The following is a 23,050-nucleotide window of genomic DNA, read 5'->3' as shown; positions in this document are numbered from 1 at the left end:
CGCTACGGGACTGCATAGGTCACAGAGCCGTACAGGCTCCCTCCCCTGACCTGAAAAAGGGTGAGAGGTACCGCGACAACCTAGATGCCGCGAACGCCCGTTGTACGGGCACACACAACGGACGATGGCGGGCCCTTACCGGCCCGTCACTCGTCATGTGGGCAGGGGTGGAGCCTGTGCCCCTGAGACCGGTGGCTGAGCGTGCCATTCGCGACGTCCGCCGGATACGGGACTAAGTCCATCCCTGCCCGCTTGATGAGTCATTGATCTTTGGAGAGGGATCACCATGGACAACGCCAACATCCTCACGGGCGAGCTGCTGACGGAAGCCATTGACTGGGCTTCCGACTGCCTCAACCGGCCCGCCACTGCCCGCGTCAGTGAAGAGCAGGCCATCGAGTACGTGCGCTGCTACTACCCCGGCGGCGCCGCAGGGTTCGCCCAGGAAGCTGCGCTCTTCACGTACGTCGACAACGTCTGACCCTGTCGAGCCATCGAGCAGCCGGAAGAGAGGCCGGCTGCTCCCTTGGTTTTGCAGACGCAGAGCCTGTGATCACACGGAGAGGTGTGAATCATGAGCGAGTACGAAACGACAATCTACGGTTGGCCTGTCAGCGTCGACAAGGACGGTGGCGGCACCCTGGGGCGCTCTTACGAGGGCACTTGGACGGTTACCGTCCAGAACGGTCCTGTGTACGTCTGCGACCGTGAGGAGCTGCGTACGGGCATGCCCAAGACGCACGCTCAGGTAGCCCGCTTGGCCTATGAGTTCGCCTGCGAGCGTAGCGACGGGGGCGAGTGACCATGAGCGAATACACCCCCTGCTCGTGCCGCGACTGCATTGACGTCAGCACCACGGCCGCCAAGGGTGGCTGGACGCTCTGCCGGGAGTGCTTGGACGCCGCATGCACGCCCTACCCGCCCGGTACGGGTCCCTGGCCCGGCCGGCGCCCGGCAGGAGAGTACGAGTGCCAGCGCAGCGATGCGCAAGGCAGCGACAACACGGGCACGTGGGCCAACGGTGAGCCCGTACGGGGCGAGACGTTCACCAACTGACCATCCGCCGCAGCATCGGGCACCCCACGGATCAGGTGGGGTGCCCCCTTGCTCTTACGGATGAGAGCGCGCCAACGGGCTTGATCACCCAACGGCGTTGATCTTCAGGAGAGGGAGATCACCATGAGCGAGAACCTTGGCACCATCTGGGTGTGCACCAACTGCATGATGCACCACGCCAACGGCGAGTGCGGCTGCTGTCACGACGACTGCAACCACGAAGGGTACGAGCCTCTGAGCGCCATTGAGGCGCCGGCCCACGTGGCCATGGGCATGGCCACTGAAGAGCACTCCGAGGACTGCCAGGTTCGCACTACTGGCGAGTGGACGGACAACGAAGAGTGTGACTGCGACCGCAACACCTACAGCACGTCGCAGTGCGAGGGATGCGGCTCGTACCTGCACGGCGAGCGTCACGCCATGACGCTCTTCGGGGGGTGAGCGTGAGCCACCCCGAGCAGTGCGGAGACCCGTACGACTGCTGTGAGAACTGCTCCGCCAGACGGGCGGAGACGACTTGCGGAGTAGGGGGCGTGGAAACGCGGCTGTGCGGTTACTGCGCGGCTTCCCTCGAAGGGGTATCCAACCCCCTCTTTCCGGAGGATGACGGCTCCAGGGTGTTCCCGAACACGGGCAGCGGCTGGAGCGTCTGAACTGACCGCCGGAGCGCCGGGCCGGCTCACCACGCGTGAGCCGTGCCCGTGCTCTTACGGACAGAGCACCCGGGCCTAGATCACCCGGGACGTGGCTTCCATGGAGAGGAAAAGCCATGCCCAACAGCGTTTCTTTTGAATGCCAGAGCAACGCGGAAGCGGACCGCATCCGCTACGCCGTGAACCTTCACCGACACGCGCTCAAGCAGCAGGGCATCGACCCGCGCAACTACGCCCCCGCAATCCCCGGCTTCGCCGGCTTCGGATGGGACACGGTGGTGCGCGCCGCTCAGGACATGAGCAAGGGCAGCATCACGCACATGTCGTACCGCATCGCGGACGCTCTCCGCACGGCCCTGGTGGGCCTGGCACAGCGCACCCCGGATCGGGACACGCACCTTGCCGCGACACGCACAGCCGAGCGCCTGGCAGCCCTTACGGGCGTCACGGAGGTCTGATCATGGGCTTCCTGATCGCGCTTCTACTTTTTTTCTACTCTTTCGCGCCGCAGTGCGCGGAGGAGGACGGCCACACGCAGCAGGTGTGCGTGTGGGACGACGGTGCGGGTGACTCCGTGCTCAACGTCGGCCACGGCCGCTACTGGCTCACTCTGGACGGTGAGTGAGCGTGGAAACCAGGATCACCGTGCGCACCTGGTATGGCACGGGCCAGATGTACGAGATGCAGATCAGTCCCGCCATGTACGCGGCGGACATGCTGGTCAACCGCGACAAGGGCGAAGCGTCCTACCGCTGGACCGGTGAAGACCGCAACGGCGAACGGCTTCATGTCACGTGGGTTCCGGCGCCGCGCTTCGGCACGGCCACCCTGTACGCCTACGAAGTACCGCTGGGGAGTGAGTGAGCATGGCGGATTCGGCAGACAAGGACGCCGCGACCGTGGCCCACTTGTGGGCCCTTCTGACGCACGTCATGGAGGCGTTGCGTCAGGTGGGCGAGGACCCCATTCCCGTCAGTCACCGTGGCTACAGCGCCATCACAGGCAAGAGCGGGCGCGTGGAGGCTGACCGGTCCGCCGGTCAGTGGGTCACGCGAGTGAGTGACGCCGACTGACTGTCGGTCCAAGCCGCCGGGCATCCCGACACCAGACCCCGCTAGGGGTGCCCGGTCCCACCTGTAAGAGCCATCGAGCGCCCGAAAGAGAGGTCGGGCGCTCCCTTGGTTCCGCAGGAACCACGCCACCGGCTGATCACTGGTGGTGACCAACTGCCCATGGAGAGGGGCAGCAACATGTTCGGTTTCACCGACCCGGTTATCCGCTTCACCAACCCGGTCATTCGGGAGTGCACGTGGCGTGACCACGTCGTCTCACCGGAGATCTACCAGGCGGACTTGCGGTACGCCGCTCAGCTCGAAAACCGCATGTACCAGTGGGACGGCATGGACCGCGAAGGGCGGCCCATGGTTGTCGTCTGGACGGCCGGCAAGCGCGCCGGCGCTCTGTTCAGCGCTTACGAGTTCACGGAGCGGGGTGAGCAGTCGTGAAGATCCTGAACGACGAACCGCCCCGCGAGGGCCAGATCTGCGGCTACCAGATCGCGTACGGGATGCCTGGAATGGAGTTCTGCGGCGAGCGCAAGGCGCCCGGCCTGTACTTCTGCCAGGAACACCATGACGCGGTCATGGACGAGTACGGAGTGGTGCGCATGGCCCAGGGCAACGCGATCGGCGGCGCCGATGAGCGCCCGCCGCTCGTACGGCCCGTGCCCTATGAATCCGGAGAGGGAGCGATCTACTCGCCGGATTACCTGATCCAGCGCGAGGGCAACGCGTACGGGTCTGCACCTGAGGACTGGCGTACCTTCGCCCGCTGACCCCACAAGCCCCGACGCATCCCCCCCGCGTCGGATGAGAGCACCCCGTCCCCCTCCCCAAGGGGCGGGGTGCTCGCCCCTTCCCCCCGTCCCTGCAACCACATGCCCGTGCGCTCCGGCTTCCTCTCCAGTCGTTAGAGCGCGCGGGTTTGTGGTGGCACGGGCCACCGGTCATGAGACGAAAGAGAGGTCGTGGCATGGCAAACGCACAGCTGCTCCAGCGCACGCTGGAGCACATCAAGGCCAACCCCGAGCAGTGGGACCAGATGCGGTGCAGCGCGTGTTTCTTCGGCTGGACCGTGCGGCTGAACGCGCCGAACGTGACGATGTTGACGAAGGAGTCCGACTGCGGGCCCGACTGCTGCCCGTCGTACCCGGTCCTGGTCGACGACGCGGGGGCGTTCATCGACGTCCGCAGCGAGGGGCACACGCTGCTGGAGCTGACCGAGGTCGAGAGCGACACGCTCTACAGCGGTGACAACACGCTGGCCGACCTGGAGCGCATCGTGGCCGAGCTGACGGCCAAGGAAGCGGTGTCGGCATGACGGGCATCGACTACGCGGCACGCGTCGCCAAGGGCGCGGCTCTGCTGGACGAGAAGAAGCCCGGCTGGGAGCGCCTGCTGGACCTGAGCATCCTGGACATCGAGAGCGGCACGTGCTGCGTCACGGCGCAGCTCAGCGGCGCTGACGACTGGCGTACTGGGATGAACCAGGTCGGCCTGTCGCTGTCTACGTACACCGACCACGGGTTCCGCGCGGACGACGACTATCAGGACGACTACCCCACGCTCAACGTGCTCTGGCGTGACCTGATCACCGAGCGTCTGTCCCCGGGCGGGTGCGGTACGCACCCCGACTGCAACACCCCGGGCGGTACCTGCGCCTGCGGTACCGGCTGATCACCAACTCCCTTTGCTCGCCGGGTGTCGCGTCCCCGGCGGGCATTGGGCCAGATCCCGGAGAGGAAGCCATGGGCCAGGAACGGGTCCAGAAGACCCATAGAAGCTCGGACAAGGGCCGGGCGACGCGGGAGACTGAGCAGGACAGCAAGGAGCGTCCCGAAGTCCGCAAGGACGTCTGGGAACGCTGGTTCAAGGAGAGGTGAACCGCATGAGCATCAAGGCAGGCACTCGCGTGCATGACATCGCGCTGGGACTGACCGGTACGACCACGCAGTACCACCCGCCCGTACGTGCCACCCAGAAGTACGGCGAGTGGGACTACGTAACCGAGAACGGGCACGAGTACAGCGCCTCCACGGCGGATCTCGTAGAGCTGGCGGAGCAGCCGGAAGGCCAGTAGGCGCACGCGAAGAAGCCCCCGGCGACTGGTCGGGGGCTTCTCTTGGACTGGGGCCGGCTGGGATCAGCTACAGCCGGGGCACTTGATGTCCCCGATCCAGCCGGTTCCTTGGCAGTACTGGCAGTCCGCCCCGCAGGTATGGCCCCGCTGAGGGCCGTACAGCTTGAGTACTGCCACTGCCCTGATCCTGAGCTTCCGTGCCATTGTTCACTCCCACTGGGTCCGCGTAGGCGCTGGTGACGCGCCCACAGTCATCACAGAGCCGACTTCTGATCGGCCGATAGGTGAACGGAGCCAGGCTCTCCATGATGTAGGTCTGAAACGACCCGCACTCCAGACAGCGCGGCATGTTCACCTGCGCCAGCGTCAGCATGGTGGGGATTCCCGACGTGTTGAACAACGACTGATCTGCCACAGCTCGCCCCTTAATCGGATTCCGCTTCCCCATACTGCACGCTCGCTTTGATCGTTTTTGCTCTTCCTTGCAAACCCGCCCCGGCCGGGGTGCTGCCACCTGTGAGGGTGTCCCGACCGGGACGGGCGTCTTATCGGCCGGCCACGTCCAGCCAGGGAACCTCAATCCTGGTCTCGGCCGGATGCGGCCTGACCACGGCGAAGGACGTGACGATCATGCGGAACACCGTGTGGTGCTTGCCTTCCGCATCGAGTTGGGCCGCATGGCGCATCGACCAGCGTTCGGCCCCAGAGGGGTCGTCGAACGCCTCGCTGGGCTCCACGTAACACGTGGTGCACTGAGCCGAGTAGATCGGCGGATGCCCGTCGGTCGAGCTGAGGGCCTTGAAGACCCAGCGCACGAACCGGTGCCGTGACCTGGTCATCAACCGTGCTCCTTCGCTCGATAGGGCTCTGCGGGGTGCTCAGTGGCATGCTGCGCGATGCGCTCCCCGACTCCGGTACCCGCCAACAGCTCGTTCACGAGCTGGATCAGCTCGTTGCTGAGCGGTTCGCTCATCAGAAGCGTGACGTCAGCGAAGAACTGACCGTTCTTCTGAACCCACAGAGGAACGGCCGTCTGGCCGCCGAGCGTGGTGTACGGCTTCTGGGTCGGGCAGGGCTCAACCCTGTACTGCGGCTTACTGTCCTGTGATCCGTTCATTTCGCCGCCTCTCTTCGGCTGGACTGCTCGCTACAACAATCGAGCGATGGGGGCGTGTGGTCATGCCCCAGACGGCGGACACGACGCCCATCTCGGCGCTACGGTCAAGATGTTCTAGATGTCGCAGGGGGAAGCCTTGAATACAGCCTTACGCCGTGCTATGGCGGACAAGAAGATGTCTGCACGACAACTTGCCCAGCGGGTAGGGGTCTCTCAGAAGTCAGTGGAACGATGGCTGGCGGACGCCGAGTGGGCGCCGTACCCGGCCCGCCGTGCCGACGTGAGCGAGACCCTGGGAGTACCGGAAGAGATGCTGTGGCCCCGGGCGGTGAAGTCCGCCATCAAGACCGGGCCGGACCGAGAAATCGTCTCGGTCTACCCGTACCGGTCAGCCTGCCCGTCCTCCGTGTGGGCGCAGCTCGTGGACGACGCGAAGAAGGAGATCTTCTTTGCCGGGTACACGAACTACTTCGTGTTCCTGGAGCAGCCGGCGTTCCACCTGACGCTCCGCGAGAAGGCCCGCCAGGGCGTACGCATCCGCTTCCTTCTGGGTGACCCGGAAGGCGCGGTCACGCGTCAGCGCGAGGCTATTGAGGACAATGCCCTGTCGGTCTCCACGCGCATCAGGATCACACTGGAGAACCTGGCCAAGGTCGGCCCCATAGAGGGCGTAGAGGCGCGCTACAGCGCCCCTGAGGACGCGATGAACCACGTGGGCCTGAGCGTCTTCCGCTTCGACGACAACGCCATGGTGACGCCTCACCTGGCCCGGCTCGTCGGGCACGACTCGCCCATGATGCATCTGCGTCACCGCGAGAAGAACGGCATGTTCGACCGCTTCGCGGAGCACGCCGAAGAGCTGTGGATCAGGGGCGTTTCCGCCTGACTCCACCGAACGACCAGAGCCCCTGCGACCGATCGCGCAGGGGCTCTGCTGTACCCCCTCGTAGCCCAGCGGCAGAGGCCGGCGCACTTAAAAGCGCCCATGAAGCGCGGGTTCGAATCCCGTCGAGGGGACGATCACGGCCGACGGGCCGTGACTGGTGCACCGGGGTAGCTCCCTGGTGTCGGACGGATAGCTCAAGTGGTTAGAGCCCCGGTAAGGGAGATGCGGGTTCGAATCCCGTTCCGTCTACGGAACCGTGGCAGGCGCCACGAGGAACGCCAGGCAGCCCTTCCGGGGTCTGCACAAGCCCCGAAGGGTCTGGCCATCGCCTCGCGCGAGCATCGCTCTCTAGGTTCCGGTGAGTTTCGCTCCAACTAAGTGAGATCTGCCAGGAGGAGCCGTAAGGGTCTGGCCACGCCTGAACCTGATCAAGGTGGCTACTCAGTCAGCCGGACACACCTCCTATGGCGGAGGCGAAGCCCCATGGGGCCGTCCGGCCTGCCCCGGCCCGCTGCCAGCCGGCGACTGAAATGACAGCGCTGCGGTCCCCGTCCTCCCCCAGAGGCGGGGACCGCTTCCACATCCAGGAGAGGAAGAAGCATGGCGATCAAGGCTGTACCGGCGTACACCGCCGAGCTGACGCCCGAGGGCAGTCAGTACCCGCTCCCCAGCACTCCCCAGATCCTGCCCGTCACGCCCGAGATGGCGTCCGACTGGCTGTCGTACCGCAACCACCCGAAGAATCGTCCCCTCTCGAAGGGCGTCTCCGCGAAGTACCAGCGGGACATCGAGTCGGGACGCTGGCGCGAGGCCAGCCCGGAGGGCCTGATCTTCGACACGGACGGCTACGGCGTGTCCTTCCAGCACCGCATGAAGGCGCTAGCCAACGTCTCCGCGGACGTCCTGATCGAGAAGTACGGCGAGCCGCACCTGTCGTTCTGGATCTTCCCGAACGAGCCTCGGGAGATCTTCGACGTGGTGGACCAGGGGTACAAGCGCACAGCCGCGCACCTGCTGCGCGTCCCGTACGCGACCAGCCTTGGCAACGGCGCCCGCCACCTGGCGGCCCTGTCCGACGGGGACCGCTGGGGAATGCCCCGCTTCCCGAAGATCACCACTCCGGAGATCGTGGAGACCTTCCACGCCTGGCCCGAGCTGACCTGGTACATCAAGGACGTACACGGGGCGTCCCTGGACGCGGACATCCCGATCGGCCCGCATGCGGCCGTGCTCGCGCAGGCCGCCCGTACGGCGCACCGGGACCTGATCCCGGAGTGGCTGGAGGGCACCCGGTACGGGCTGAACCTGACCCAGGTGGACGCACGCCTACACCTGCGCAGGCGCTTCCACACCGGCCTTCCGGCCGGTAAGGGCAAGCGCGACCAGGCGTACGCCCTGATCGTCAAGGCGTGGAACGCGTACGTCAACGATGAGCCGGTGACCGTGCTCCGGCACATGAGCACGGAAGTGCTCCCCAGGGTCGACGGCTTTGACTTCACCAAGCAGGTGAAGGCCGCGTGAGCACGCCTGTCACTCCCCAGAAGAAGCGGGCCTGGCAGGCGAAGTTCAAGCGGCTCGCCTCCGCGGCCCAGAAGGCCGAGCAGGACGTCCTGGTGGGCATCTACGAGGCCCGCACAGACGGGCTGACCCAAGCGGACATCGCCTACATGTTGGACGGTCTCTCGCCCTCCGGAATCCGGGCCAAGGCCACCAAGGGCGAGAAGATCGCCATGGAGAGGAAGAGGGGGAAGACCTCCCCGTGACCCCCCATCCGGGCATGCCCGTGCTGCTCGCCCCCCGCAGAGGGGGCGGGCTGCCGAGCTACGCCATGGTCGCCAGAGCGATCTCCCCCCACATCGTCCGACTGATCATCACCGCTGACAGCGGGGGCCGTGAAAGGGGCTCCTGGTACGACGCTCCGTGCGCGCGCATCACGTGGCGTGCACGGGGCCGGCATCGCGCCCCGCGCCCTTGGTGGCGTCTGTGGTGATCCGCGATGACCGAGCTTGACCCTCGGTCGGCTCTGGTGGCAGTGCGTTCGGCTAAATTTTCGCCAAAACAGCCCCTGGCGCGGTGGTGATAGGTCCTACGCGCTCACACTGTTCGTGCTGCCACCGACCGCAAGACCACCGAGGGGACCCCCAGCCCATGCCACCAAAGAAGAAGGTCGACTTGCCTGACCATGTCAGAGAGGCCGTTCTGGAGGACGTAGCGCTCGACTACAAGCAGGCCACCGAGGCCCAGGAGCGGTACAAGATCCGGATCTACCTCGCAATCCAGCAAGGAGTCACCACCTACGAGATCGCCAATGATCTCGGTGTCTCCCAGTCCGTGGTGAGTAAATGGAGCCGCGAAGGTGAGCAAGCGCGAAATCGACGCCTTGGCGTCGATCCTGACAGATCCGGAGAACTTGTCACGAACGGCGGATGAGGTTGCGATCCTCATCCTGGACAAGGTCAACCTGTTCCGGGCCGAGGAAGTGCGCCGCGTCGCAGACGAGGTCATAGAGGCCGTGGAGGGTGACCGGGCGGAAGGCATTCCCCGCCGCATCCTTGACGCGATCGACGACAAGAGATCGACGACTCACCGCATAGCGGTCGTCGGTCAGATCCAGTACGACGAAGCCCCAGGCATCCACACCGTGGTCCTGGGGCCTTTCACTGCCCGCGGGTACGTGGACAGCCCCGAGAAGTTCATACGGGCCACGACAGGCGAGACCGCCTCTCGGGACGCCGGCCAGGGGCTCGCCTGGGACAGCAAGACCAAGCGCGGCCGTGGCCGCTTCATGCTCGTGCCCGTGCTCAGGTCAGCACGGGACGCCTGGGACTTCTACAGGGGCGAAGCCCCCGCCCCTGAGATCGCTCAGGTGGCCACCGAATGGAAGCCCCGGGAGATCGAGCCCATCTGTACGTGCGGTCTGCCGCACGGTCTCACGTGCCGTTTCTGCGGCACCGACATGGAGCGCCACTGCTTCCGGCACGAGCCGGCCGCGGAGGTGCACCGCTGCAAGAAGTGACCGCCCTTGCGGGGCGGAAGGAGGAGCGCGTGGACGAGCAGCAGGAGACGGAGACGGAATGCTGGCGGGGCTTCTGGGAAATCGTCGGCAGTGAGGCGTACCGCATCTGGCGCGAAGATCAGGCCCCGCCAGCGCCGCTTCACGAGGCGGCCTGATCCATCTCCCAGGCCGGGATGATCTCGATTCGGTTGTACTGCTTGCCCGGGGTTTTCACGATGTTGATCCGGCCCACGACCTTGCCCAGCGCAGCCCGCTGCTTGGCGGGCTGCATTCGCGGCCAGAGGTCGGCCAGCTTCGCGAAGTCATCCGCCGAGGGGATGACCCCTTCCCCGGAGTCCAGGCGCAGTACTTCGAGCCGGGATTCGAGACTGGCGATCTCGGCGTCAAGCTCCTCCCTCTTGTTCCTGAAGTCCTCCTCTGAAATGAGCGCCTTCAGATACAGGTCTAGGAGCCTTTCCCCTTCGGACCGCTTGCCTGTCAGCTCGCGCTCCACCGTGGGAATGTCCGACGCGGCCCGCGTCCTGCGGGCGGCTCGTTTCATCGCCATGACGCCCATGTCCTCACCCGTGCCGCGTTCCATCAGCCAGGCGAGGATCGCGTCATCCACCCGGCGGAGGGTGACGGTCACGCCCTTGCAGGTCTTCACCGCAATGTCCGGACAGCGGAAGATCTTCGTGTCTCCGCCGTTGGACCGCAGCACGGCCGACGCCACCAGGCGCCGGTCACACAGCTGGCCTTCGGCATTGATGGCCTGACAGCGCAGCAGGCCAGAGCAGGAGTACTTGGCAGACGTGGACCAGGGGATGGACTTGGACCCTTCCCTGCGGCGCTTGTAGCGCTCCCAGGTAGCGAGCCCGATCACCGGCTCTTGCTTGCCCTCTACCCAGTTGTCGTACGTGCTGGGCTTCTTGGACTGCCGGCCGTGCCGGGCCCGGTACTCCGGACCCCGCCAGCGGATCAGCCCTGCCCCGAAGCCGGAATCCATGACGACCTGCCACTGAGTGGCCTTCATGACCTTGCCCTGGAGGGAGCGGATTCCCCGCTCCGCCATGTCCGCGGCGATACCGGCGACCGACTCGCCATCAGCGAAGCGTTCGTACGCTTCGGCCAGAGCTGGACCCCGGACGGGGTCAACCATGAGAACGCCCGCGCAGGCGGCGCAACTCAGGTATTCCTGGGGCGAGTCTTCCTTGCGTCGGCACTCGGGGCACCGCATGTAACCGAAGCGGGCCTGGCCTGTGTGGGGCAGGCCGTTGCGGTGCCTGCGGTCGTGCGCTTCCTGCCAGGTGGCGCCGATGATGCCCGACTGAAGGTCGGCCACCAAGAGCATGTTGTCCCGGCTGAACCGGCCGTGATACGTGGTCGTGTCGAAATCCTCGGTGACGGCGATCAACCGCCCGCCGGCCTTCTCCAGCTCCCGGAGGTTCACCTGGCTCTCGTAGTTGTTCCGGCCGAACCGGGACCACTTCCAGACCAGGACCACATCCGCCTCTCCGTTGCGGATGCGCTCGATCACGGCAGCGATCTGACGGCGAGCGAACGAGCGGCCCGTCAGGTCCAGGTCTTCGACCGGCTCACCAACGATCGTGATGTTGTTCCTGTCCGCGTACTCCTTGCAGGAGAAGAGCTGCTGTTCCGGGCTCTGCATCTCCTCGCGTTCAGTGCTGACGCGGATGTAGATGATGGCGCGTAGCGTGCGCGCCCTTCCAGCGATGGGCAGTTGTGGCATGCGACCTCCAAGGACGTGAGACGCACCTTAGAGAGTGTTTGTGTTTTGCGCCATGCCCTGTGGGTCGGGATGGCGCACAACATCCCCTCCTGGATGCTCGCTTCGGGGCTCGTCGCCCTCGGCATGGACTGGAAGCAGGCAGTCCTCACGATCGCCCTGGCCAACGTGATCGTGCTGCTCCCGATGCTGCTCACCGGGCACGCCGGACCGAAGTACGGCATCCCCTTCCCGGTGCTGGCGCGGGCGTCCTTCGGGCTGCGCGGGGCCAATCTGCCCGCGCTGATCCGGGCGGGGGTCGCCTGCGCGTGGTTCGGCATCCAGACCTGGATCGGCGGGCAGGGGATCTTCGTCCTGCTCGGGAAGATCTTCGGCGGCTGGACCGAGGCGGCACGGATCGGTGGCCAGCCCTGGACCCTGTGGGTCTGCTTCGTCCTCTTCTGGGCGCTGGAACTGGCCATTATTTACCGGGGGATGGAGGCGCTGCGGCGCTTCGAGAACTGGGCGGCGCCCTTCGTCATCGTCGGCGCGCTCGCCCTGCTCGGCTGGATCACCTGGAAGGCGGGGGGTCTCGGCCCGCTGCTCGACCAGCCGTCGAAGCTGGGCTGGGGTGGCGACTTCTGGCCCGTCTTCTTCCCGTCACTGATGGGCATGATCGCCTTCTGGTCGACGCTGAGCCTGAACATCCCCGACTTCACGCGGTTCGCGTCCGGCCAGCGCGCCCAGATCCGGGGGCAGTCGCTCGGTCTGCCGACGACGATGACGCTGTTCGCGCTGCTGTCCGTGCTCGTGACGTCGGGCTCGCAGGCCGTGTACGGCGTACCGCTGTGGGACCCGGTCGCGCTGGCGGCGAAGACGGACAACGTCTTCGGGCTGCTGTTCGCGCTGGTGACGGTGCTCGTCGCGACGGTCTCGGTGAACCTGGCGGCGAACGTCGTGTCCCCGGCGTACGACCTGGCCAATGTGGCGCCGAAAGTCATCAACTTCCGTACCGGGGCGCTCATCACGGGCGTGGTGGGCGTACTGATCATGCCGTGGAAGCTCACCGCCACGCCCGAGCTGTACATCTTCACCTGGCTGGGGGTGGTGGGCGGTCTCCTCGGCACGGTCGCGGGCATCCTGATCGCCGACTACTGGATCATCCGGCGGACCGTACTGGAACTCCCCGACCTGTACCGGGCCGGGGGGCGGTACTGGTACACGGCGGGCTGGAACTGGCGGGCGGTGGCGGCGTTCGCCGTGGGCGGTGTCCTGGCCGTCGGCGGCTCGCATTCGGCGCCGGGGAAGGGGCCGTTCCCGGCGGACGGCGTCATCGCGCCGCTGAGGCCGCTCGCGGACTACGGGTGGGCCGTGGGGCTGGCGAGTGCGCTGGTGGTGTACGTGGCGCTGATGTGGCCGGCGAGGGCGGAGGGAAGCTGGGAAGGCAGAGAGAAGCCGAGTAAGCATCCGGGGAGCTGAGGAAGCAGCCGGCGAGCCGATTAAGCATCCGGGAGCCGAGACAGCCGGGAACATCGGGAAAATGCGCCACCGCGATCTGTCGGCCCTCCGCCCCAGCGGGGATCATGAACGCCGATGGCCGACCGATCACGCGACAGCGAGGTGGCACAAGGGATGTTCACGACCCGCCCGACGCTCCAGGGCACCTTCGGCATGGTGTCCTCCACCCACTGGCTGGCGTCCCAGTCGGCGATGGCCGTCCTGGAGGACGGCGGCAACGCCTTCGACGCGGCCGTCGCCGCCGGGTTCGTCCTGCACGTCGTCGAGCCGCACCTCAACGGCCCCGCCGGCGAGGTGCCGGTCATCCTCGCACCGGCGGGCGGGGAGGTACGGGTGCTCTGCGGGCAGGGGCCCGCGCCCGCGGGCGCGAGCGCCGCCCACTACCGGGCGCTGGGACTCGGTCTCGTGCCCGGGACCGGTCCGCTGGCCGCGGCCGTCCCCGGAGCCTTCGACGCGTGGATGCTGCTCCTCCGCGACCACGGCACCAAGACGCTGCGCGAAGTGCTGCGGTACGCCATCGGGTACGCGCAGGACGGGCACGCCCCCGTCGAGGGGGTGGGCGAGACCGTGGAGCGGGTACGCGCCCTCTTCGAGGAGGAGTGGACCTCGTCCGCCGAGGTGTACCTGCCGGGCGGCCGGTCGCCGGCCTGCGGCGAGCTGCTGCGCAACCCCGCACTCGCCGCGACCTGGCGCCGTCTCGTCGCCGAGGCCGAGGCGGCGGGCGGCGACGGCCGGGAGCGCCAGATCGACGCGGCGCGCGCCGTCTGGCGCGAGGGGTTCATAGCCGAGGCGCTCGTACGGCAGGCCGCGCGCCCCACCATGGACACCACCGGCACCCGGCACACCGGGACGCTGAGCGCCGCCGACCTGGCCGGCTGGTCCGCGGCGTACGAGGCGCCCGCGACGTACGACTGGAACGGCTGGACGCTGTGCAAGGCGGGCGCCTGGAGCCAGGGACCGGCCTTCCTCCAGCAGCTCGCCCTGCTCCCGCCGGAGCTGCCGGCCTACGGCTCGGCCGAGTACATCCACCTCCTCATCGAGGGGTGCAAGCTGGCGATGGCGGACCGGGAGGCGTGGTACGGCGACGCCGCCGACGTGCCCCTCGACGCGCTGCTTTCGGCGTCGTACAACGCCGGGCGGCGGGCGCTGGTGGAGGACAAGGCGTCGACGGAACTGCGGCCCGGGAGTCCGGACGGCCGCACACCCGTGCTCAGCGCTCACGCGCGGGCCGTCGCCGCCGGGGAGCCCGGACACCACGCCGGGGGCGCGCGGTCCGACGGCGCCGGTGAACCGACCGTCGCCGGGGACGGGGCCACCCGCGGCGACACCTGCCACCTGGATGTCGTCGACCGCTGGGGCAACATGGTCGCGGCCACACCGAGCGGCGGCTGGCTCCAGTCGAACCCGGTGGTTCCCGAACTCGGCTTCCCGCTCGGCACCCGGCTCCAGATGGCCTGGCTGGACGAGGGGCTGCCGAACTCGCTGACGCCCGGACGGCGCCCCCGCACCACCCTGACCCCGTCGCTCGCGCTGCGGGACGGGACGGCCGTACTGGCCTTCGGCACGCCCGGCGGTGACCAGCAGGACCAGTGGCAGCTCCACTTCTTCCTCGCGGTCGCCCTCGCCGGCTCCCCGGTGCGGGGCGGACTCGACCTCCAGGGCGCCATCGACGCCCCCAACTGGCACAACGACTCCTTCCCCGGGTCCTTCTTCCCGCGCGCGATGCGTCCCGGGAGTGTCACCGTCGAGTCGCGGATGGACGCGGGCGTCGTCGAGGAGCTGCGGCGCCGGGGCCACGACGTGACGGTCGGCGGCCCGTGGTCCGAGGGCCGGCTGTGCGCGGTCGCGCGCGATCCGCGGACCGGCGTGCTGTCCGCCGCGGCGAACCCCCGGGGAATGCAGGGTTACGCGGTCGGGCGGTGACGGCACCGGGCGTTGCCGGCATTGTCAGCGGGTCGTGCTTTGCTGGACGCATGATCGATGACAAGTTGTCCGACGTCGAAGAGGCCGTGCGCAAGGCGGCCGCCGCCGAGATCCTGCCGCGGTACCGGCAGCTCGCCGCACACGAGATCGTCGAGAAAACCGGGCCGCACGACCTGGTCACCATCGCGGACCGGCAGGCCGAGGAGCACCTCACGGCGTCCCTGACCCGGCTGCTGCCGGGATCGGTGGTCGTGGGGGAGGAGGCCGTCCACGAGGACCCGGCGGTGTACGAGGCGCTGCGCGGCGACGCGCCGGTGTGGATCGTGGATCCGGTGGACGGCACCCGGCAGTTCGTGCGCGGCGAGGCGGGCTTCTGCACGCTGGTCGCCCTGGCGCACCGGGGCGAGGTGCTCGCCTCGTGGACGTACGCGCCGGTGCTCGACGAGATGGCCGTGGCCGTACGCGGCGGGGGAGCGCGGCTGAACGGCGAGGTGCTGCGGGCGGGCGTACCGGGTTCGGGCGCGACGCTGCGGATCGCCACGTCCCACCCCGACTTCTCCTCGGAGCGGCAGAAGGCGGCGCTGCTCGGGCTGAACGTGAAGGGCGTCGACGCCCGCCCCTGCGGGTCCGCCGGGCTGGAGTACCTCGCGGTGGCCAGGGGAGACCTCGACGCGGTGGCGTTCTCGTGGGAACTGGCGTGGGACCACGCGGCGGGACTGCTGCTGGTCGGCGAGGCCGGCGGTGCGCACGCCACGGTCGCGGGGGAGCCCTTCCGGCTGACAGGTGGCAACGCGCTGCCGTTCACGGCCGCCCGGGACGCCGCGACCGTCGCACGCGTGGTCGGTCTGCTCGGCGGCTCGGCGGCGTAGTGGGCACGGTGGACGGGCAGTTCCGGCCACCCGCCCCCTCCCGCCGTCGCCGCCCGCGCGGCCGCGAATATCCTGGAGGATCCAGGCCATCGGCTGACGAAGGAGTCCGAAGGTGCCGTCGATGCTCGATGCCGTCGTCGTAGGGGCGGGGCCCAACGGACTCACCGCCGCCGTCGAACTTGCCCGCCGGGGCTTCTCGGTGGAGGTGTTCGAGGCGCTGGACACCGTGGGGGGCGGCGCCAGGACCGAGGAGCTCACGCTGCCCGGCTTCCGGCACGACCCCTGTTCCGCCGTGCACCCGCTCGGCGCGGGGTCCCCGGCCTTCAAGGCCATGCCGCTGGACCGGTACGGGCTCGAATGGCTGCACCCGGCGCTTCCCATGGCCCATCCGTGGGACGACGGCACCGCCGCCGTGCTCTCCCGGTCGGTCGCCGAGACCGCTGCCTCGTTCGGTGCCCGGGACGCCGGCACCTACCGGCGGCTGGTCGCGCCGTACGTCGGGAAGTGGGACACGCTGGCCAAGGACTTCATGTCGCTGCCGTACAGCGCGCTGCCCCGCGACCCGCTCACCCTGGCCCGCTTCGGTGTCGACGGCCTGCCGCCCAGCACCTGGCTGATGCGCCGGTTCCGGGACGAGAAGGCGCGGGCCCTGTTCGCCGGGCTGGTCGCCCATGTCATAGCGCCGCTGGGCGGGCTCGCGACGAGCGCCGTAGGGCTGGTCTTCGCCCTCGCCGCGCACACCGGCGGCTGGCCGATGCCGCGCGGCGGCTCGCAGTCGATCTCCGACGCGCTCGCGGCGTACCTGCGCGATCTCGGCGGCGTGGTGCACACCGGCTTCGAGGTCAAGCGCCTGGACGATCTGCCGCCCGCGCGCGCGTACGTCTTCGACACGTCGCCCACCGCGCTGGCGCGGATCGCCGGCCTGGGGCGGGCGTACGAGAAGTACCGCTACGGTGCGAGCGTCTTCAAGATCGATTACGCGCTGGACGGACCCGTGCCCTGGACCGCCGAGGAGGCGCGGCGGGCCGGCACCGTGCAAGTGGGCCCCTCCAGCGGCGAGATCGGCACCGCGCTGAAGCAGGCGTCGGGCGGTACGGCTCCCGCGACGCCGTTCCTGATCACCGCTCAGCCGAGCCTGGTCGACCCCTCCCGCGCACCCGAAGGCAAGCACGTCTTCTGGGCGTACGGTCATGTCCCGCACGCCTGGGACGGCGACCTGACGGACGCCGTCGAGCGGCAGATCGAGCGCTTCGCGCCCGGCTTCCGCGACCGGGTACTGGCCCGGGCCACCGCGGGACCCCCCGAACTGGCCGCGCGCAACGCCAATTACATCGGCGGGGACATCGCCTGCGGCGCGGCGTCGGGACTTCAGCTGATGCTCCGGCCGAAGGTGTCCCTCTTCCCGTACGCGACCCCGCACCCGGCGGTGTTCATCTGCTCGTCCGCGACCCCGCCCGGACCCGGTGTGCACGGCATGTCGGGGCACAACGCGGCGAAGGCGGTCTGGCGGCGGCTGCGCGCGGCGTGACACCGCCCCGGGGAGAGAGGATGGTCCCATGACGGCCATCACTCTCGTGCGCGGTGACATCACCGAGCAGCACGTCGACGCCATCGTCAACGCCGCCAACTCCTCCCTGCTGGGCGGCGGCGGTGTCGACGGCGCCATCCACCGCCGCGGCGGCCCCGAGATCCTGGCGGACTGCCGCCGCCTGCGCGCGTCCCACTACGGCAAGGGCCTGCCGACCGGCCGGGCCGTCGCGACGACGGCGGGGCGGCTGCACGCCCGGTTCGTGATCCACACCGTGGGGCCGGTCTGGCAGGCCGACGAGGACCGGTCCGCGCTGCTCGCCTCCTGCTACCGCGAATCGCTGCGCGTGGCGGCGGAGTCGGGGGCGGTGAGCGTGGCGTTCCCCGCCATCTCGACCGGGATCTTCGGGTGGCCGATGGACGACGGCGCGCGCATCGCCGTCCGTACGGTCCACGAGGCGGCCGTGGCACCGGTGGCGGACGTACGGTTCGTACTCTTCGACGACGCCGCGTACCAGGCGTTCGAAAGGGCCCTGGCAGCCGCACCTTGATGTCGGATTCTCGCCAGCCCCGGACATGCGGCGTGCCCGATGCTTGAGCCATGCACACCGACACCGAGCGATGCGTACGCGCCGTCCAGTCCAAGGACGCGCGCTTCGACGGCTGGTTCTTCACCGCCGTCCTGACCACTCGGATCTACTGCCGCCCCAGCTGCCCCGTGGTGCCGCCCAAGGTCGCCAACATGACCTTCTACCCGAGCGCGGCAGCCTGCCAGCAGGCCGGGTTCCGGGCCTGCAAGCGCTGCCGGCCCGACACGAGCCCCGGCTCTCCGGAGTGGAACGCCCGCGCCGATGCCGTCGCCCGCGCCATGCGCCTGATCGGCGACGGCGTCGTCGACCGCGAAGGAGTCCCCGGACTCGCCGCCCGGCTCGGCTACAGCACCCGGCAGATCGAGCGCCAGCTGCTGGCCGAACTGGGCGCGGGACCCCTCGCCCTCGCCCGGGCGCAGCGCGCCCAGACCGCCCGCCTCCTCATCGAGACGACGCCGCTGCCCATGGCCGACGTGGCCTTCGCCGCCGGGTTCTCGTCCGTACGTACCTTCAACGACACGGTCCGCGAGGTCTTCGCCCTGTCGCCGGGCGAACTGCGCAGCCGACGCGGGAAGCAGCCGCGGACGCCGGGCGCGATCTCGCTGCGGCTGCCGTTCCGGGCCCCGCTCAACCCCACCAACCTGTTCGGCCACCTCGCCGCGACCGCCGTACCGGGCGTGGAGGAGTGGCGCGACGGCGCCTACCGCCGCACCCTGAGCCTGCCGTACGGCCACGGCATCGCGACGCTCACCCCGTGGCCCGACCACATCGGCTGCCTGCTGTCCCTCACCGACCTGCGCGACCTGACCATCGCCATCAGCCGCTGCCGCCGGCTGCTCGACCTCGACGCCGACCCCGTCGCCATCGACGACCAGTTGCGCACCGACCCGCTGCTCGCCCCGCTCGTGGACAAGGCACCAGGGCGCAGGGTGCCGCGGACGACCGACGCGGCGGAGTTCGCCGTACGGGCGGTGCTGGGCCAGCAGGTGTCGACGGCCGCGGCACGCACGCACGCCGCCCGCCTGGTGACCGCGCACGGCACACCGGTCGACGATCCGGCCGGCGGGCTCACCCACCTCTTCCCGGACCCGGACCGCCTGGCCGCCCTCGACCCCGAGTCGCTGGCCCTGCCCCGCAGCCGCCGCACCACCTTGACGACGCTGGTCTCCTCGCTCGCCGACGGAAGCCTGCGGCTCGACATCGACAGCGACTGGGACCAGGCGCGGAGCCGCCTCATGGCGCTGCCCGGCTTCGGGCCGTGGACGGTCGAGGTGATCGCGATGCGCGCCCTCGGCGACCCGGACGCGTTCCTGGCGACCGACCTCGGGGTCCGGCGCGCGGCGCGGGAACTGGGCCTGCCGTCGACCCCGGCCGCGTTCACCGCCCGGGCGGCGGCCTGGCGGCCGTGGCGGGCGTACGCCGTCCAGTACCTGTGGGCCACCGACGACCATCCCATCAACAACCTGCCGGCTTGAGGAGCGCGTACATGAGCACGGACCTGAACCCGGGTGTGCGGCCGGGGACGCGACGGAAACAGCACAGCGTGATCGACAGTCCGTACGGGCCGCTCACCCTGGTCGCCACCGACGGCCGCCTGTCGGGCCTCTACATGACGGATCAGCGTCACCGGCCGCCCGAGGAGTCCTTCGGGGAGCGGACGCCGGGGATCCTGCTGGAGGCGGTGCGGCAGCTCGACGCGTACTTCGCGGGCGAGCTGAAGGAGTTCGACCTGGAGCTGAGCCTCGGCGGCACGCCGTTCCAGCGCAGCGTCTGGGAGCAGCTCCGGCGGATCCCGTACGGCGAGACCTGGACGTACGGCGAACTGGCCGAGCGCCTCGGCAACCCGGCGGCCTCCCGGGCGGTGGGCCTCGCCAACGGAAAGAACCCGGTCGGCATCATCGTGCCGTGCCACCGGGTCATCGGTGCGGCGGGGAGCCTCACCGGCTACGGCGGCGGCCTCGAGCGCAAGCGGAGGCTGCTGGCGTTCGAGGCGGGAGGGCCGGCCCCGGCCGACGACCGGCTCTTCTGAAGCGCCCGGAGACGCGCCGCCGCACTGCCGCCGACGGACGACGCGCGCCGGTGGCCCGGCTGGGCGGGGGCGTCGTGCTGGCGGTCCGGGCGAGGCGGTGGGCGTCGTGCGGGTGGTCGGTGCGGGGCGGTGGGCGTCGTGCGGGTGGTCCGGGCGGGGCGTGGGCGTCGACCGGTGTACCGGACCGGGCCAGACGGCCTACACGGCCGGGCGGCGCCGCGCAGGCCGCCCGATGCTGGCCCTGAGCGACCCGGCAGGTGCCGGGCGCGACGACTTCCAGGAGGTACGCCGGCATGCCGTCAGCACCCACCCGCCGCGATCGCCCCACCCCTTTCCGACTGAGACCCGCCGCCCTGATCGCGGCCGGTGCCTGCGCGCTCGGCCTCCTCGCCGGGCCGGCGCGGGCCGACGGTCAGCGTCCTGACGAACGCGGCGACCGTGAATTGCGCGCGGCTCTGGAGGGCCTGGTACGCGCCCCGGAGGGGCCGCCCGGAGCCATCGCCCTGCTCCAGCGGGCAAGGACGTGAAGGTCTACCGCGCCGGTGTGGCGGACGTGCGGACCGGGCAGCCGCCGCAGCCCACCGACCACATGCGTCTGGCCAGCGTCGCCAAGGCGTTCAGCGGGGCCGTCGCCCTCCAGCTCGTCGACCGCGGCAAGCTGCGGCTCGACGACACGATCGGCAAACGGCTGCCCCACCTGCCCAGGGCCTGGCACAAGGTGACCCTTCGCCAGCTCCTCCAGCACACCAGCGGAATGCCCGACTTCAGCGAGTCCGGCGAGTTCGCGGAGCTGCTCCAGGCCGACCCGCGCCGGGAGTTCGACTCGCGACGGCTGCTGGACTTCGTCGCCGGCGAGCCCCTGCGCTTCCGGCCCGGCTCCCGCTACCAGTACTCCAACTCCGACAACATCGCCGTGGCCCTGATGGTCGAGGCGGTGACGGCCGTCCGTACGAGGAAGTGCTGTACCGGCTGGTCCTGCGGCCGCTCGGGCTGCGCGACACCAAGTTGCCGCGCGGGTACCGGTTCCCCGGTCCCTACCTGCACGGTTACGTCTTCGAGCAGGGGGAGCCGCAGGACGTCAGCACCGACCTCAGCATGTCGGCGGTGTGGGCATCCGGCGGGGTGGTCTCCACGCCGAACGACCTCAACGCCTTCATGCGTGCCTACGCGGGCGGTGCGCTCGTGTCGGAGAAGACCCGCAAGCAGCAGACGAAGTGGGTCGAGGGCTCCTCGGTGAACCCCGGGCCCGGCCACAACAAGGCCGGCCTGGCGCTGTTCCGCTACAAGACCCGCTGCGGCGTGGTCTACGGCCACACGGGCACCATCCTCGGCTACACGCAGTTCGCCGCGGCCACGCCCGACGGCAAGCGCTCCGTGACGCTCTCGCTCACCACCCAGCTCGGCGAGGCCACCACACCGGACCTCGTGGCTCAGATGCGCGACGTCCAGGAGGACTTCGTCTGCGAGCTGCTGCGCCGCTGAGGCGACACCTCTCCGACGGCGGCCCGGCGCGGCCGCCGTCGGAGACGGGAGCCGGGGGAACGGAACGCCGTGCCCGCCCGGGCGGGCACGGACGCTCCCCTCCCGCGCCGGGTCAACTCCCGTCGGCGCCACCGCCCGCGACCTTGGTGAACGGGGTCGGAGGCTGTCCCGTCCAGCGGTGCAGCACCGCCCGCGCGGTCTGCTTCGTCACCCCGTCCTCCACCACCGTGCCGGCCTCCACGAGGTAGTACCGGCCGTCGTCGAGCGAGACCAGACCGTACTGCCCCCCGGACTCCCACCCGTACGTGTCCGACGCCTCGTGGTGCAGCCCCGCGCGCAGCAACGGCAGCAACTCGCCCCGCTCCGGCGTCGGCTGACCGGTGACCGGGCCGGTCTCCGGCCGCTTCGAGCCGTCGGCGACGAAGAGCGAGTAATTGGGGAACTGCGGCTTCGCGCCCTTGTAGACGGCCATCAGCCAGTTGCCCGTGCGCTCGTCGTACTCCAGGTTCTGCACGCCGTAACGGGTGTTGCCGGTGCGGACGAAGAACTTCCCGTCGACGTCGGGCGGACCGCTGGTGTGCGGCGCGCTCTCCGGCAGCGGGCGCTCGTACCGGTGCCACTTGCGCACGTCGTACTGGAGCAGGACCTGGTGGTCGTTGTCCTGCCGTTTGACGTTCGAGTAGATGCCGTACGCGACCGTCAGGACCTGCTTGCCGCGCTTGGTACGGCTGCCGCGGTCGAGCTCCGGCCCGAAGGTCACTCCGTCGATCCCGCTGCACCCGTACCGGTGGTCGGGGGTGTTGGCGGTGTCGCCGTCGAACTTCCCGTCGCCGTTCATGTCGGCCGTGTAGTCGTCGACGACCTCCTGGAGGTGGACCGTCGACACGACGTCGCTGGTCCGGGCGTCCATGCCGACACGGTCGATCCGGTCCACATCGACGATCGCGATGTAGAACGCCTTCGCCGCCTTGTACTCCAGCGAGCCGTAGACCCGCCCGTCCTTCGTGTTGAAGTCCAGATCGCCGAGATGCCCGGTGAATCCGGATACGGACCCCACCGTATTCCCGCGCAAATCAGTCTTGACGAGGAGGTTGGTGAAGGAGAAGTACATGAAACCCTTGCGGCGGTCGATCGCCACACCCTGCACGTGCCCGGCCTTCCACGCCCCGCCCTTTATCTCGGCGGGCAGGCGCCGTGCCTTCGTACCCTCCGCCTCGGCCGCGACGGCGCCCTGGGCCACGAGGGCTCCGGCAGCCAGGACGGTCAGGACTCCGCGGGCGAATGTACGCATGGGTTCTCCAGGTCTCGTCGGGGAACGAAGCGGGACAGAGGTCGAACGGCCGGGGGACGAAGGGGGAACGGGGTGAAGGGGGAACGGGGCGACGGGGGAGGGAACGGGGGTGAAGGGGTAACAGGAGCAACGACGGAGGGAACGAAGGAGGGAACGAAGGGACGGGAGGATCGGTGACGCCGGTCATGCTGGGCCGCGCCGTGGTCCGGCCGGTGCACTGCGGTGCAACACCGGGTGAAGGCACCGGGGC

Annotated in this window: 30 protein-coding genes, 2 tRNA genes and 2 pseudogenes; 30 read left to right on the top strand and 4 right to left on the bottom strand. The window is 69.2% G+C overall.

Annotated elements, in window-relative coordinates:
* Window positions 1-286 precede the first annotated feature (286 nt).
* The 14 genes from AS594_RS07055 (at window position 287) to AS594_RS07000 (ending at window position 4,847) form a co-directional block, all read left to right on the top strand.
* Window positions 287-481: a hypothetical protein gene (locus AS594_RS07055; protein WP_069935005.1), complete on the top strand. Its 195-nt coding sequence runs from the start codon at window positions 287-289 to the stop codon at window positions 479-481.
* A 93-nt stretch (window positions 482-574) separates the two neighbouring features.
* Entirely contained in the window at window positions 575-802 is a 228-nt protein-coding gene (locus tag AS594_RS07050) for a hypothetical protein (protein WP_069935004.1), read from the top strand.
* A gap of 2 nt (window positions 803-804) precedes the next feature.
* Window positions 805-1,056, top strand: a complete 252-nt coding sequence (locus AS594_RS07045; protein ID WP_069935003.1) for a hypothetical protein — start codon at window positions 805-807, stop codon at window positions 1,054-1,056.
* A gap of 123 nt (window positions 1,057-1,179) precedes the next feature.
* A complete protein-coding gene (locus tag AS594_RS07040; protein ID WP_069935002.1) occupies window positions 1,180-1,497 on the top strand; it encodes a hypothetical protein in 318 nt (105 codons plus the stop codon).
* Window positions 1,498-1,825: 328 nt separating this feature from the next.
* The gene (locus AS594_RS07035; protein ID WP_069935001.1) at window positions 1,826-2,167 is read left to right on the top strand and encodes a hypothetical protein; all 342 of its coding nucleotides are present in this window, start codon (window positions 1,826-1,828) and stop codon (window positions 2,165-2,167) included.
* Between the two features lie 2 nt (window positions 2,168-2,169).
* Window positions 2,170-2,334, top strand: coding sequence for a hypothetical protein (locus AS594_RS44515; RefSeq protein WP_167367992.1), 165 nt, complete (start codon window positions 2,170-2,172; stop codon window positions 2,332-2,334).
* A gap of 2 nt (window positions 2,335-2,336) precedes the next feature.
* Window positions 2,337-2,573 carry a hypothetical protein gene (locus AS594_RS07030; protein ID WP_069935000.1) on the top strand — a complete coding sequence of 79 codons (237 nt, stop codon included), beginning with the start codon at window positions 2,337-2,339 and terminating at the stop codon, window positions 2,571-2,573.
* Window positions 2,574-2,575: 2 nt separating this feature from the next.
* Window positions 2,576-2,782 (top strand): hypothetical protein, encoded by a 207-nt coding sequence (locus AS594_RS07025; protein WP_069934999.1) that lies wholly within the window; start codon window positions 2,576-2,578, stop codon window positions 2,780-2,782.
* A gap of 159 nt (window positions 2,783-2,941) precedes the next feature.
* Window positions 2,942-3,214: a hypothetical protein gene (locus AS594_RS07020; protein WP_141747156.1), complete on the top strand. Its 273-nt coding sequence runs from the start codon at window positions 2,942-2,944 to the stop codon at window positions 3,212-3,214.
* Window positions 3,211-3,543 carry a hypothetical protein gene (locus tag AS594_RS07015; protein WP_069934997.1) on the top strand — a complete coding sequence of 111 codons (333 nt, stop codon included), beginning with the start codon at window positions 3,211-3,213 and terminating at the stop codon, window positions 3,541-3,543. The genes AS594_RS07020 and AS594_RS07015 overlap by 4 nt, the downstream gene beginning before the upstream one ends.
* 197 nt (window positions 3,544-3,740) lie before the next feature.
* Window positions 3,741-4,088: a hypothetical protein gene (locus AS594_RS07010; RefSeq protein ID WP_069934996.1), complete on the top strand. Its 348-nt coding sequence runs from the start codon at window positions 3,741-3,743 to the stop codon at window positions 4,086-4,088.
* A complete protein-coding gene (locus AS594_RS07005; protein WP_069934995.1) occupies window positions 4,085-4,444 on the top strand; it encodes a hypothetical protein in 360 nt (119 codons plus the stop codon). Before AS594_RS07010 ends, AS594_RS07005 begins: the two co-directional genes overlap by 4 nt.
* A gap of 71 nt (window positions 4,445-4,515) precedes the next feature.
* Entirely contained in the window at window positions 4,516-4,650 is a 135-nt protein-coding gene (locus tag AS594_RS47210; RefSeq protein WP_276207392.1) for a hypothetical protein, read from the top strand.
* A 5-nt stretch (window positions 4,651-4,655) separates the two neighbouring features.
* A complete protein-coding gene (locus AS594_RS07000; RefSeq protein ID WP_069934994.1) occupies window positions 4,656-4,847 on the top strand; it encodes a hypothetical protein in 192 nt (63 codons plus the stop codon).
* Window positions 4,848-5,392: 545 nt separating this feature from the next.
* On the opposite strand, the gene AS594_RS06995 is transcribed toward AS594_RS07000, so the two are convergent.
* The gene (locus tag AS594_RS06995) at window positions 5,393-5,686 is read right to left on the bottom strand and encodes a DUF7848 domain-containing protein (protein ID WP_069934993.1); all 294 of its coding nucleotides are present in this window, start codon (window positions 5,684-5,686) and stop codon (window positions 5,393-5,395) included.
* Complete coding sequence (locus AS594_RS06990; RefSeq protein ID WP_069934992.1) at window positions 5,686-5,964, bottom strand: hypothetical protein; 279 nt, start codon at window positions 5,962-5,964, stop codon at window positions 5,686-5,688. Before AS594_RS06990 ends, AS594_RS06995 begins: the two co-directional genes overlap by 1 nt.
* 118 nt (window positions 5,965-6,082) lie before the next feature.
* On the opposite strand from AS594_RS06990, the gene AS594_RS06985 reads away from it, so the two are divergent.
* The 8 genes from AS594_RS06985 to AS594_RS47205 all read left to right on the top strand — a co-directional run bounded on the left by AS594_RS06985 (window position 6,083) and on the right by AS594_RS47205 (window position 10,021).
* Window positions 6,083-6,850, top strand: a complete 768-nt coding sequence (locus tag AS594_RS06985; protein WP_338120143.1) for a helix-turn-helix domain-containing protein — start codon at window positions 6,083-6,085, stop codon at window positions 6,848-6,850.
* A 54-nt stretch (window positions 6,851-6,904) separates the two neighbouring features.
* Window positions 6,905-6,981 (top strand) — tRNA-OTHER (locus AS594_RS06980).
* 52 nt (window positions 6,982-7,033) lie between these two features.
* Window positions 7,034-7,099, top strand: a tRNA-Tyr gene (locus AS594_RS06975).
* A 351-nt stretch (window positions 7,100-7,450) separates the two neighbouring features.
* Window positions 7,451-8,371 (top strand): hypothetical protein, encoded by a 921-nt coding sequence (locus AS594_RS06970; protein ID WP_069934990.1) that lies wholly within the window; start codon window positions 7,451-7,453, stop codon window positions 8,369-8,371.
* Window positions 8,368-8,613 carry a hypothetical protein gene (locus tag AS594_RS06965; protein ID WP_069934989.1) on the top strand — a complete coding sequence of 82 codons (246 nt, stop codon included), beginning with the start codon at window positions 8,368-8,370 and terminating at the stop codon, window positions 8,611-8,613. Before AS594_RS06970 ends, AS594_RS06965 begins: the two co-directional genes overlap by 4 nt.
* 385 nt (window positions 8,614-8,998) lie before the next feature.
* Window positions 8,999-9,280 (top strand): hypothetical protein, encoded by a 282-nt coding sequence (locus AS594_RS43860; RefSeq protein WP_141747155.1) that lies wholly within the window; start codon window positions 8,999-9,001, stop codon window positions 9,278-9,280.
* Window positions 9,207-9,866 (top strand): hypothetical protein, encoded by a 660-nt coding sequence (locus AS594_RS06960; RefSeq protein WP_069934988.1) that lies wholly within the window; start codon window positions 9,207-9,209, stop codon window positions 9,864-9,866. The genes AS594_RS43860 and AS594_RS06960 overlap by 74 nt, the downstream gene beginning before the upstream one ends.
* A 29-nt stretch (window positions 9,867-9,895) precedes the next feature.
* Complete coding sequence (locus AS594_RS47205; protein ID WP_276207391.1) at window positions 9,896-10,021, top strand: hypothetical protein; 126 nt, start codon at window positions 9,896-9,898, stop codon at window positions 10,019-10,021.
* Here AS594_RS47205 and AS594_RS43855 read toward each other — a convergent pair.
* Window positions 10,006-11,595 carry a recombinase family protein gene (locus AS594_RS43855; protein ID WP_069934987.1) on the bottom strand — a complete coding sequence of 530 codons (1,590 nt, stop codon included), beginning with the start codon at window positions 11,593-11,595 and terminating at the stop codon, window positions 10,006-10,008. The two genes, AS594_RS47205 and AS594_RS43855, sit on opposite strands and share 16 nt — an antisense overlap.
* 54 nt (window positions 11,596-11,649) lie before the next feature.
* Here AS594_RS43855 and AS594_RS06950 point away from each other — a divergent pair.
* The 8 genes and pseudogenes from AS594_RS06950 to AS594_RS06915 all read left to right on the top strand — a co-directional run.
* Window positions 11,650-12,984, top strand: a pseudogene (locus AS594_RS06950) (NCS1 family nucleobase:cation symporter-1); the annotation flags it as partial.
* 219 nt (window positions 12,985-13,203) lie between these two features.
* Window positions 13,204-15,012, top strand: a complete 1,809-nt coding sequence (locus AS594_RS06945) for a gamma-glutamyltransferase family protein (RefSeq protein ID WP_069933276.1) — start codon at window positions 13,204-13,206, stop codon at window positions 15,010-15,012.
* Window positions 15,013-15,062: 50 nt separating this feature from the next.
* Entirely contained in the window at window positions 15,063-15,881 is an 819-nt protein-coding gene (locus AS594_RS06940; RefSeq protein WP_069926195.1) for an inositol monophosphatase family protein, read from the top strand.
* A 112-nt stretch (window positions 15,882-15,993) separates the two neighbouring features.
* Complete coding sequence (locus AS594_RS06935) at window positions 15,994-17,409, top strand: phytoene desaturase family protein (RefSeq protein ID WP_069926194.1); 1,416 nt, start codon at window positions 15,994-15,996, stop codon at window positions 17,407-17,409.
* Window positions 17,410-17,437: 28 nt separating this feature from the next.
* Window positions 17,438-17,959, top strand: coding sequence for an O-acetyl-ADP-ribose deacetylase (locus AS594_RS06930; RefSeq protein WP_069933277.1), 522 nt, complete (start codon window positions 17,438-17,440; stop codon window positions 17,957-17,959).
* Window positions 17,960-18,009: 50 nt separating this feature from the next.
* Window positions 18,010-19,473 carry a DNA-3-methyladenine glycosylase 2 family protein gene (locus AS594_RS06925; protein ID WP_069933278.1) on the top strand — a complete coding sequence of 488 codons (1,464 nt, stop codon included), beginning with the start codon at window positions 18,010-18,012 and terminating at the stop codon, window positions 19,471-19,473.
* An 11-nt stretch (window positions 19,474-19,484) separates the two neighbouring features.
* Window positions 19,485-20,027: a methylated-DNA--[protein]-cysteine S-methyltransferase gene (locus AS594_RS06920; RefSeq protein WP_069926191.1), complete on the top strand. Its 543-nt coding sequence runs from the start codon at window positions 19,485-19,487 to the stop codon at window positions 20,025-20,027.
* 293 nt (window positions 20,028-20,320) lie between these two features.
* Window positions 20,321-21,509 (top strand): annotated as a pseudogene (locus AS594_RS06915) (serine hydrolase domain-containing protein).
* A gap of 112 nt (window positions 21,510-21,621) precedes the next feature.
* Here AS594_RS06915 and AS594_RS06910 read toward each other — a convergent pair.
* The gene (locus tag AS594_RS06910) at window positions 21,622-22,800 is read right to left on the bottom strand and encodes a hypothetical protein (protein ID WP_069933279.1); all 1,179 of its coding nucleotides are present in this window, start codon (window positions 22,798-22,800) and stop codon (window positions 21,622-21,624) included.
* Window positions 22,801-23,050 lie beyond the last annotated feature (250 nt).

Source organism: Streptomyces agglomeratus (genome assembly GCF_001746415.1).
Classification (GTDB): Bacteria; Actinomycetota; Actinomycetes; order Streptomycetales; family Streptomycetaceae; genus Streptomyces; species Streptomyces agglomeratus.
Note: the sequence above shows the minus strand (reverse complement) of the source record. Positions and strands in the feature narration are given on the sequence as shown.

Bases quoted from the DNA above. Each gene is read 5' to 3' on its own strand.
- AS594_RS07055 (WP_069935005.1), top strand. From the start codon at position 287: ATGGACAACGCCAACATCCTCACGGGCGAGCTGCTGACGGAAGCCATT.
- AS594_RS07050 (WP_069935004.1), top strand. From the start codon at position 575: ATGAGCGAGTACGAAACGACAATCTACGGTTGGCCTGTCAGCGTCGAC.
- AS594_RS07045 (WP_069935003.1), top strand. From the start codon at position 805: ATGAGCGAATACACCCCCTGCTCGTGCCGCGACTGCATTGACGTCAGC.
- AS594_RS07040 (WP_069935002.1), top strand. From the start codon at position 1,180: ATGAGCGAGAACCTTGGCACCATCTGGGTGTGCACCAACTGCATGATG.
- AS594_RS07035 (WP_069935001.1), top strand. From the start codon at position 1,826: ATGCCCAACAGCGTTTCTTTTGAATGCCAGAGCAACGCGGAAGCGGAC.
- AS594_RS44515 (WP_167367992.1), top strand. From the start codon at position 2,170: ATGGGCTTCCTGATCGCGCTTCTACTTTTTTTCTACTCTTTCGCGCCG.
- AS594_RS07025 (WP_069934999.1), top strand. From the start codon at position 2,576: ATGGCGGATTCGGCAGACAAGGACGCCGCGACCGTGGCCCACTTGTGG.
- AS594_RS07020 (WP_141747156.1), top strand. From the start codon at position 2,942: ATGGAGAGGGGCAGCAACATGTTCGGTTTCACCGACCCGGTTATCCGC.
- AS594_RS07010 (WP_069934996.1), top strand. From the start codon at position 3,741: ATGGCAAACGCACAGCTGCTCCAGCGCACGCTGGAGCACATCAAGGCC.
- AS594_RS07005 (WP_069934995.1), top strand. From the start codon at position 4,085: ATGACGGGCATCGACTACGCGGCACGCGTCGCCAAGGGCGCGGCTCTG.
- AS594_RS47210 (WP_276207392.1), top strand. From the start codon at position 4,516: ATGGGCCAGGAACGGGTCCAGAAGACCCATAGAAGCTCGGACAAGGGC.
- AS594_RS07000 (WP_069934994.1), top strand. From the start codon at position 4,656: ATGAGCATCAAGGCAGGCACTCGCGTGCATGACATCGCGCTGGGACTG.
- AS594_RS06995 (WP_069934993.1), bottom strand. From the start codon at position 5,686: ATGACCAGGTCACGGCACCGGTTCGTGCGCTGGGTCTTCAAGGCCCTC.
- AS594_RS06990 (WP_069934992.1), bottom strand. From the start codon at position 5,964: ATGAACGGATCACAGGACAGTAAGCCGCAGTACAGGGTTGAGCCCTGC.
- AS594_RS06985 (WP_338120143.1), top strand. From the start codon at position 6,083: ATGTCGCAGGGGGAAGCCTTGAATACAGCCTTACGCCGTGCTATGGCG.
- AS594_RS06970 (WP_069934990.1), top strand. From the start codon at position 7,451: ATGGCGATCAAGGCTGTACCGGCGTACACCGCCGAGCTGACGCCCGAG.
- AS594_RS43860 (WP_141747155.1), top strand. From the start codon at position 8,999: ATGCCACCAAAGAAGAAGGTCGACTTGCCTGACCATGTCAGAGAGGCC.
- AS594_RS43855 (WP_069934987.1), bottom strand. From the start codon at position 11,595: ATGCCACAACTGCCCATCGCTGGAAGGGCGCGCACGCTACGCGCCATC.
- AS594_RS06945 (WP_069933276.1), top strand. From the start codon at position 13,204: ATGTTCACGACCCGCCCGACGCTCCAGGGCACCTTCGGCATGGTGTCC.
- AS594_RS06940 (WP_069926195.1), top strand. From the start codon at position 15,063: ATGATCGATGACAAGTTGTCCGACGTCGAAGAGGCCGTGCGCAAGGCG.
- AS594_RS06930 (WP_069933277.1), top strand. From the start codon at position 17,438: ATGACGGCCATCACTCTCGTGCGCGGTGACATCACCGAGCAGCACGTC.
- AS594_RS06925 (WP_069933278.1), top strand. From the start codon at position 18,010: ATGCACACCGACACCGAGCGATGCGTACGCGCCGTCCAGTCCAAGGAC.
- AS594_RS06920 (WP_069926191.1), top strand. From the start codon at position 19,485: ATGAGCACGGACCTGAACCCGGGTGTGCGGCCGGGGACGCGACGGAAA.
- AS594_RS06910 (WP_069933279.1), bottom strand. From the start codon at position 22,800: ATGCGTACATTCGCCCGCGGAGTCCTGACCGTCCTGGCTGCCGGAGCC.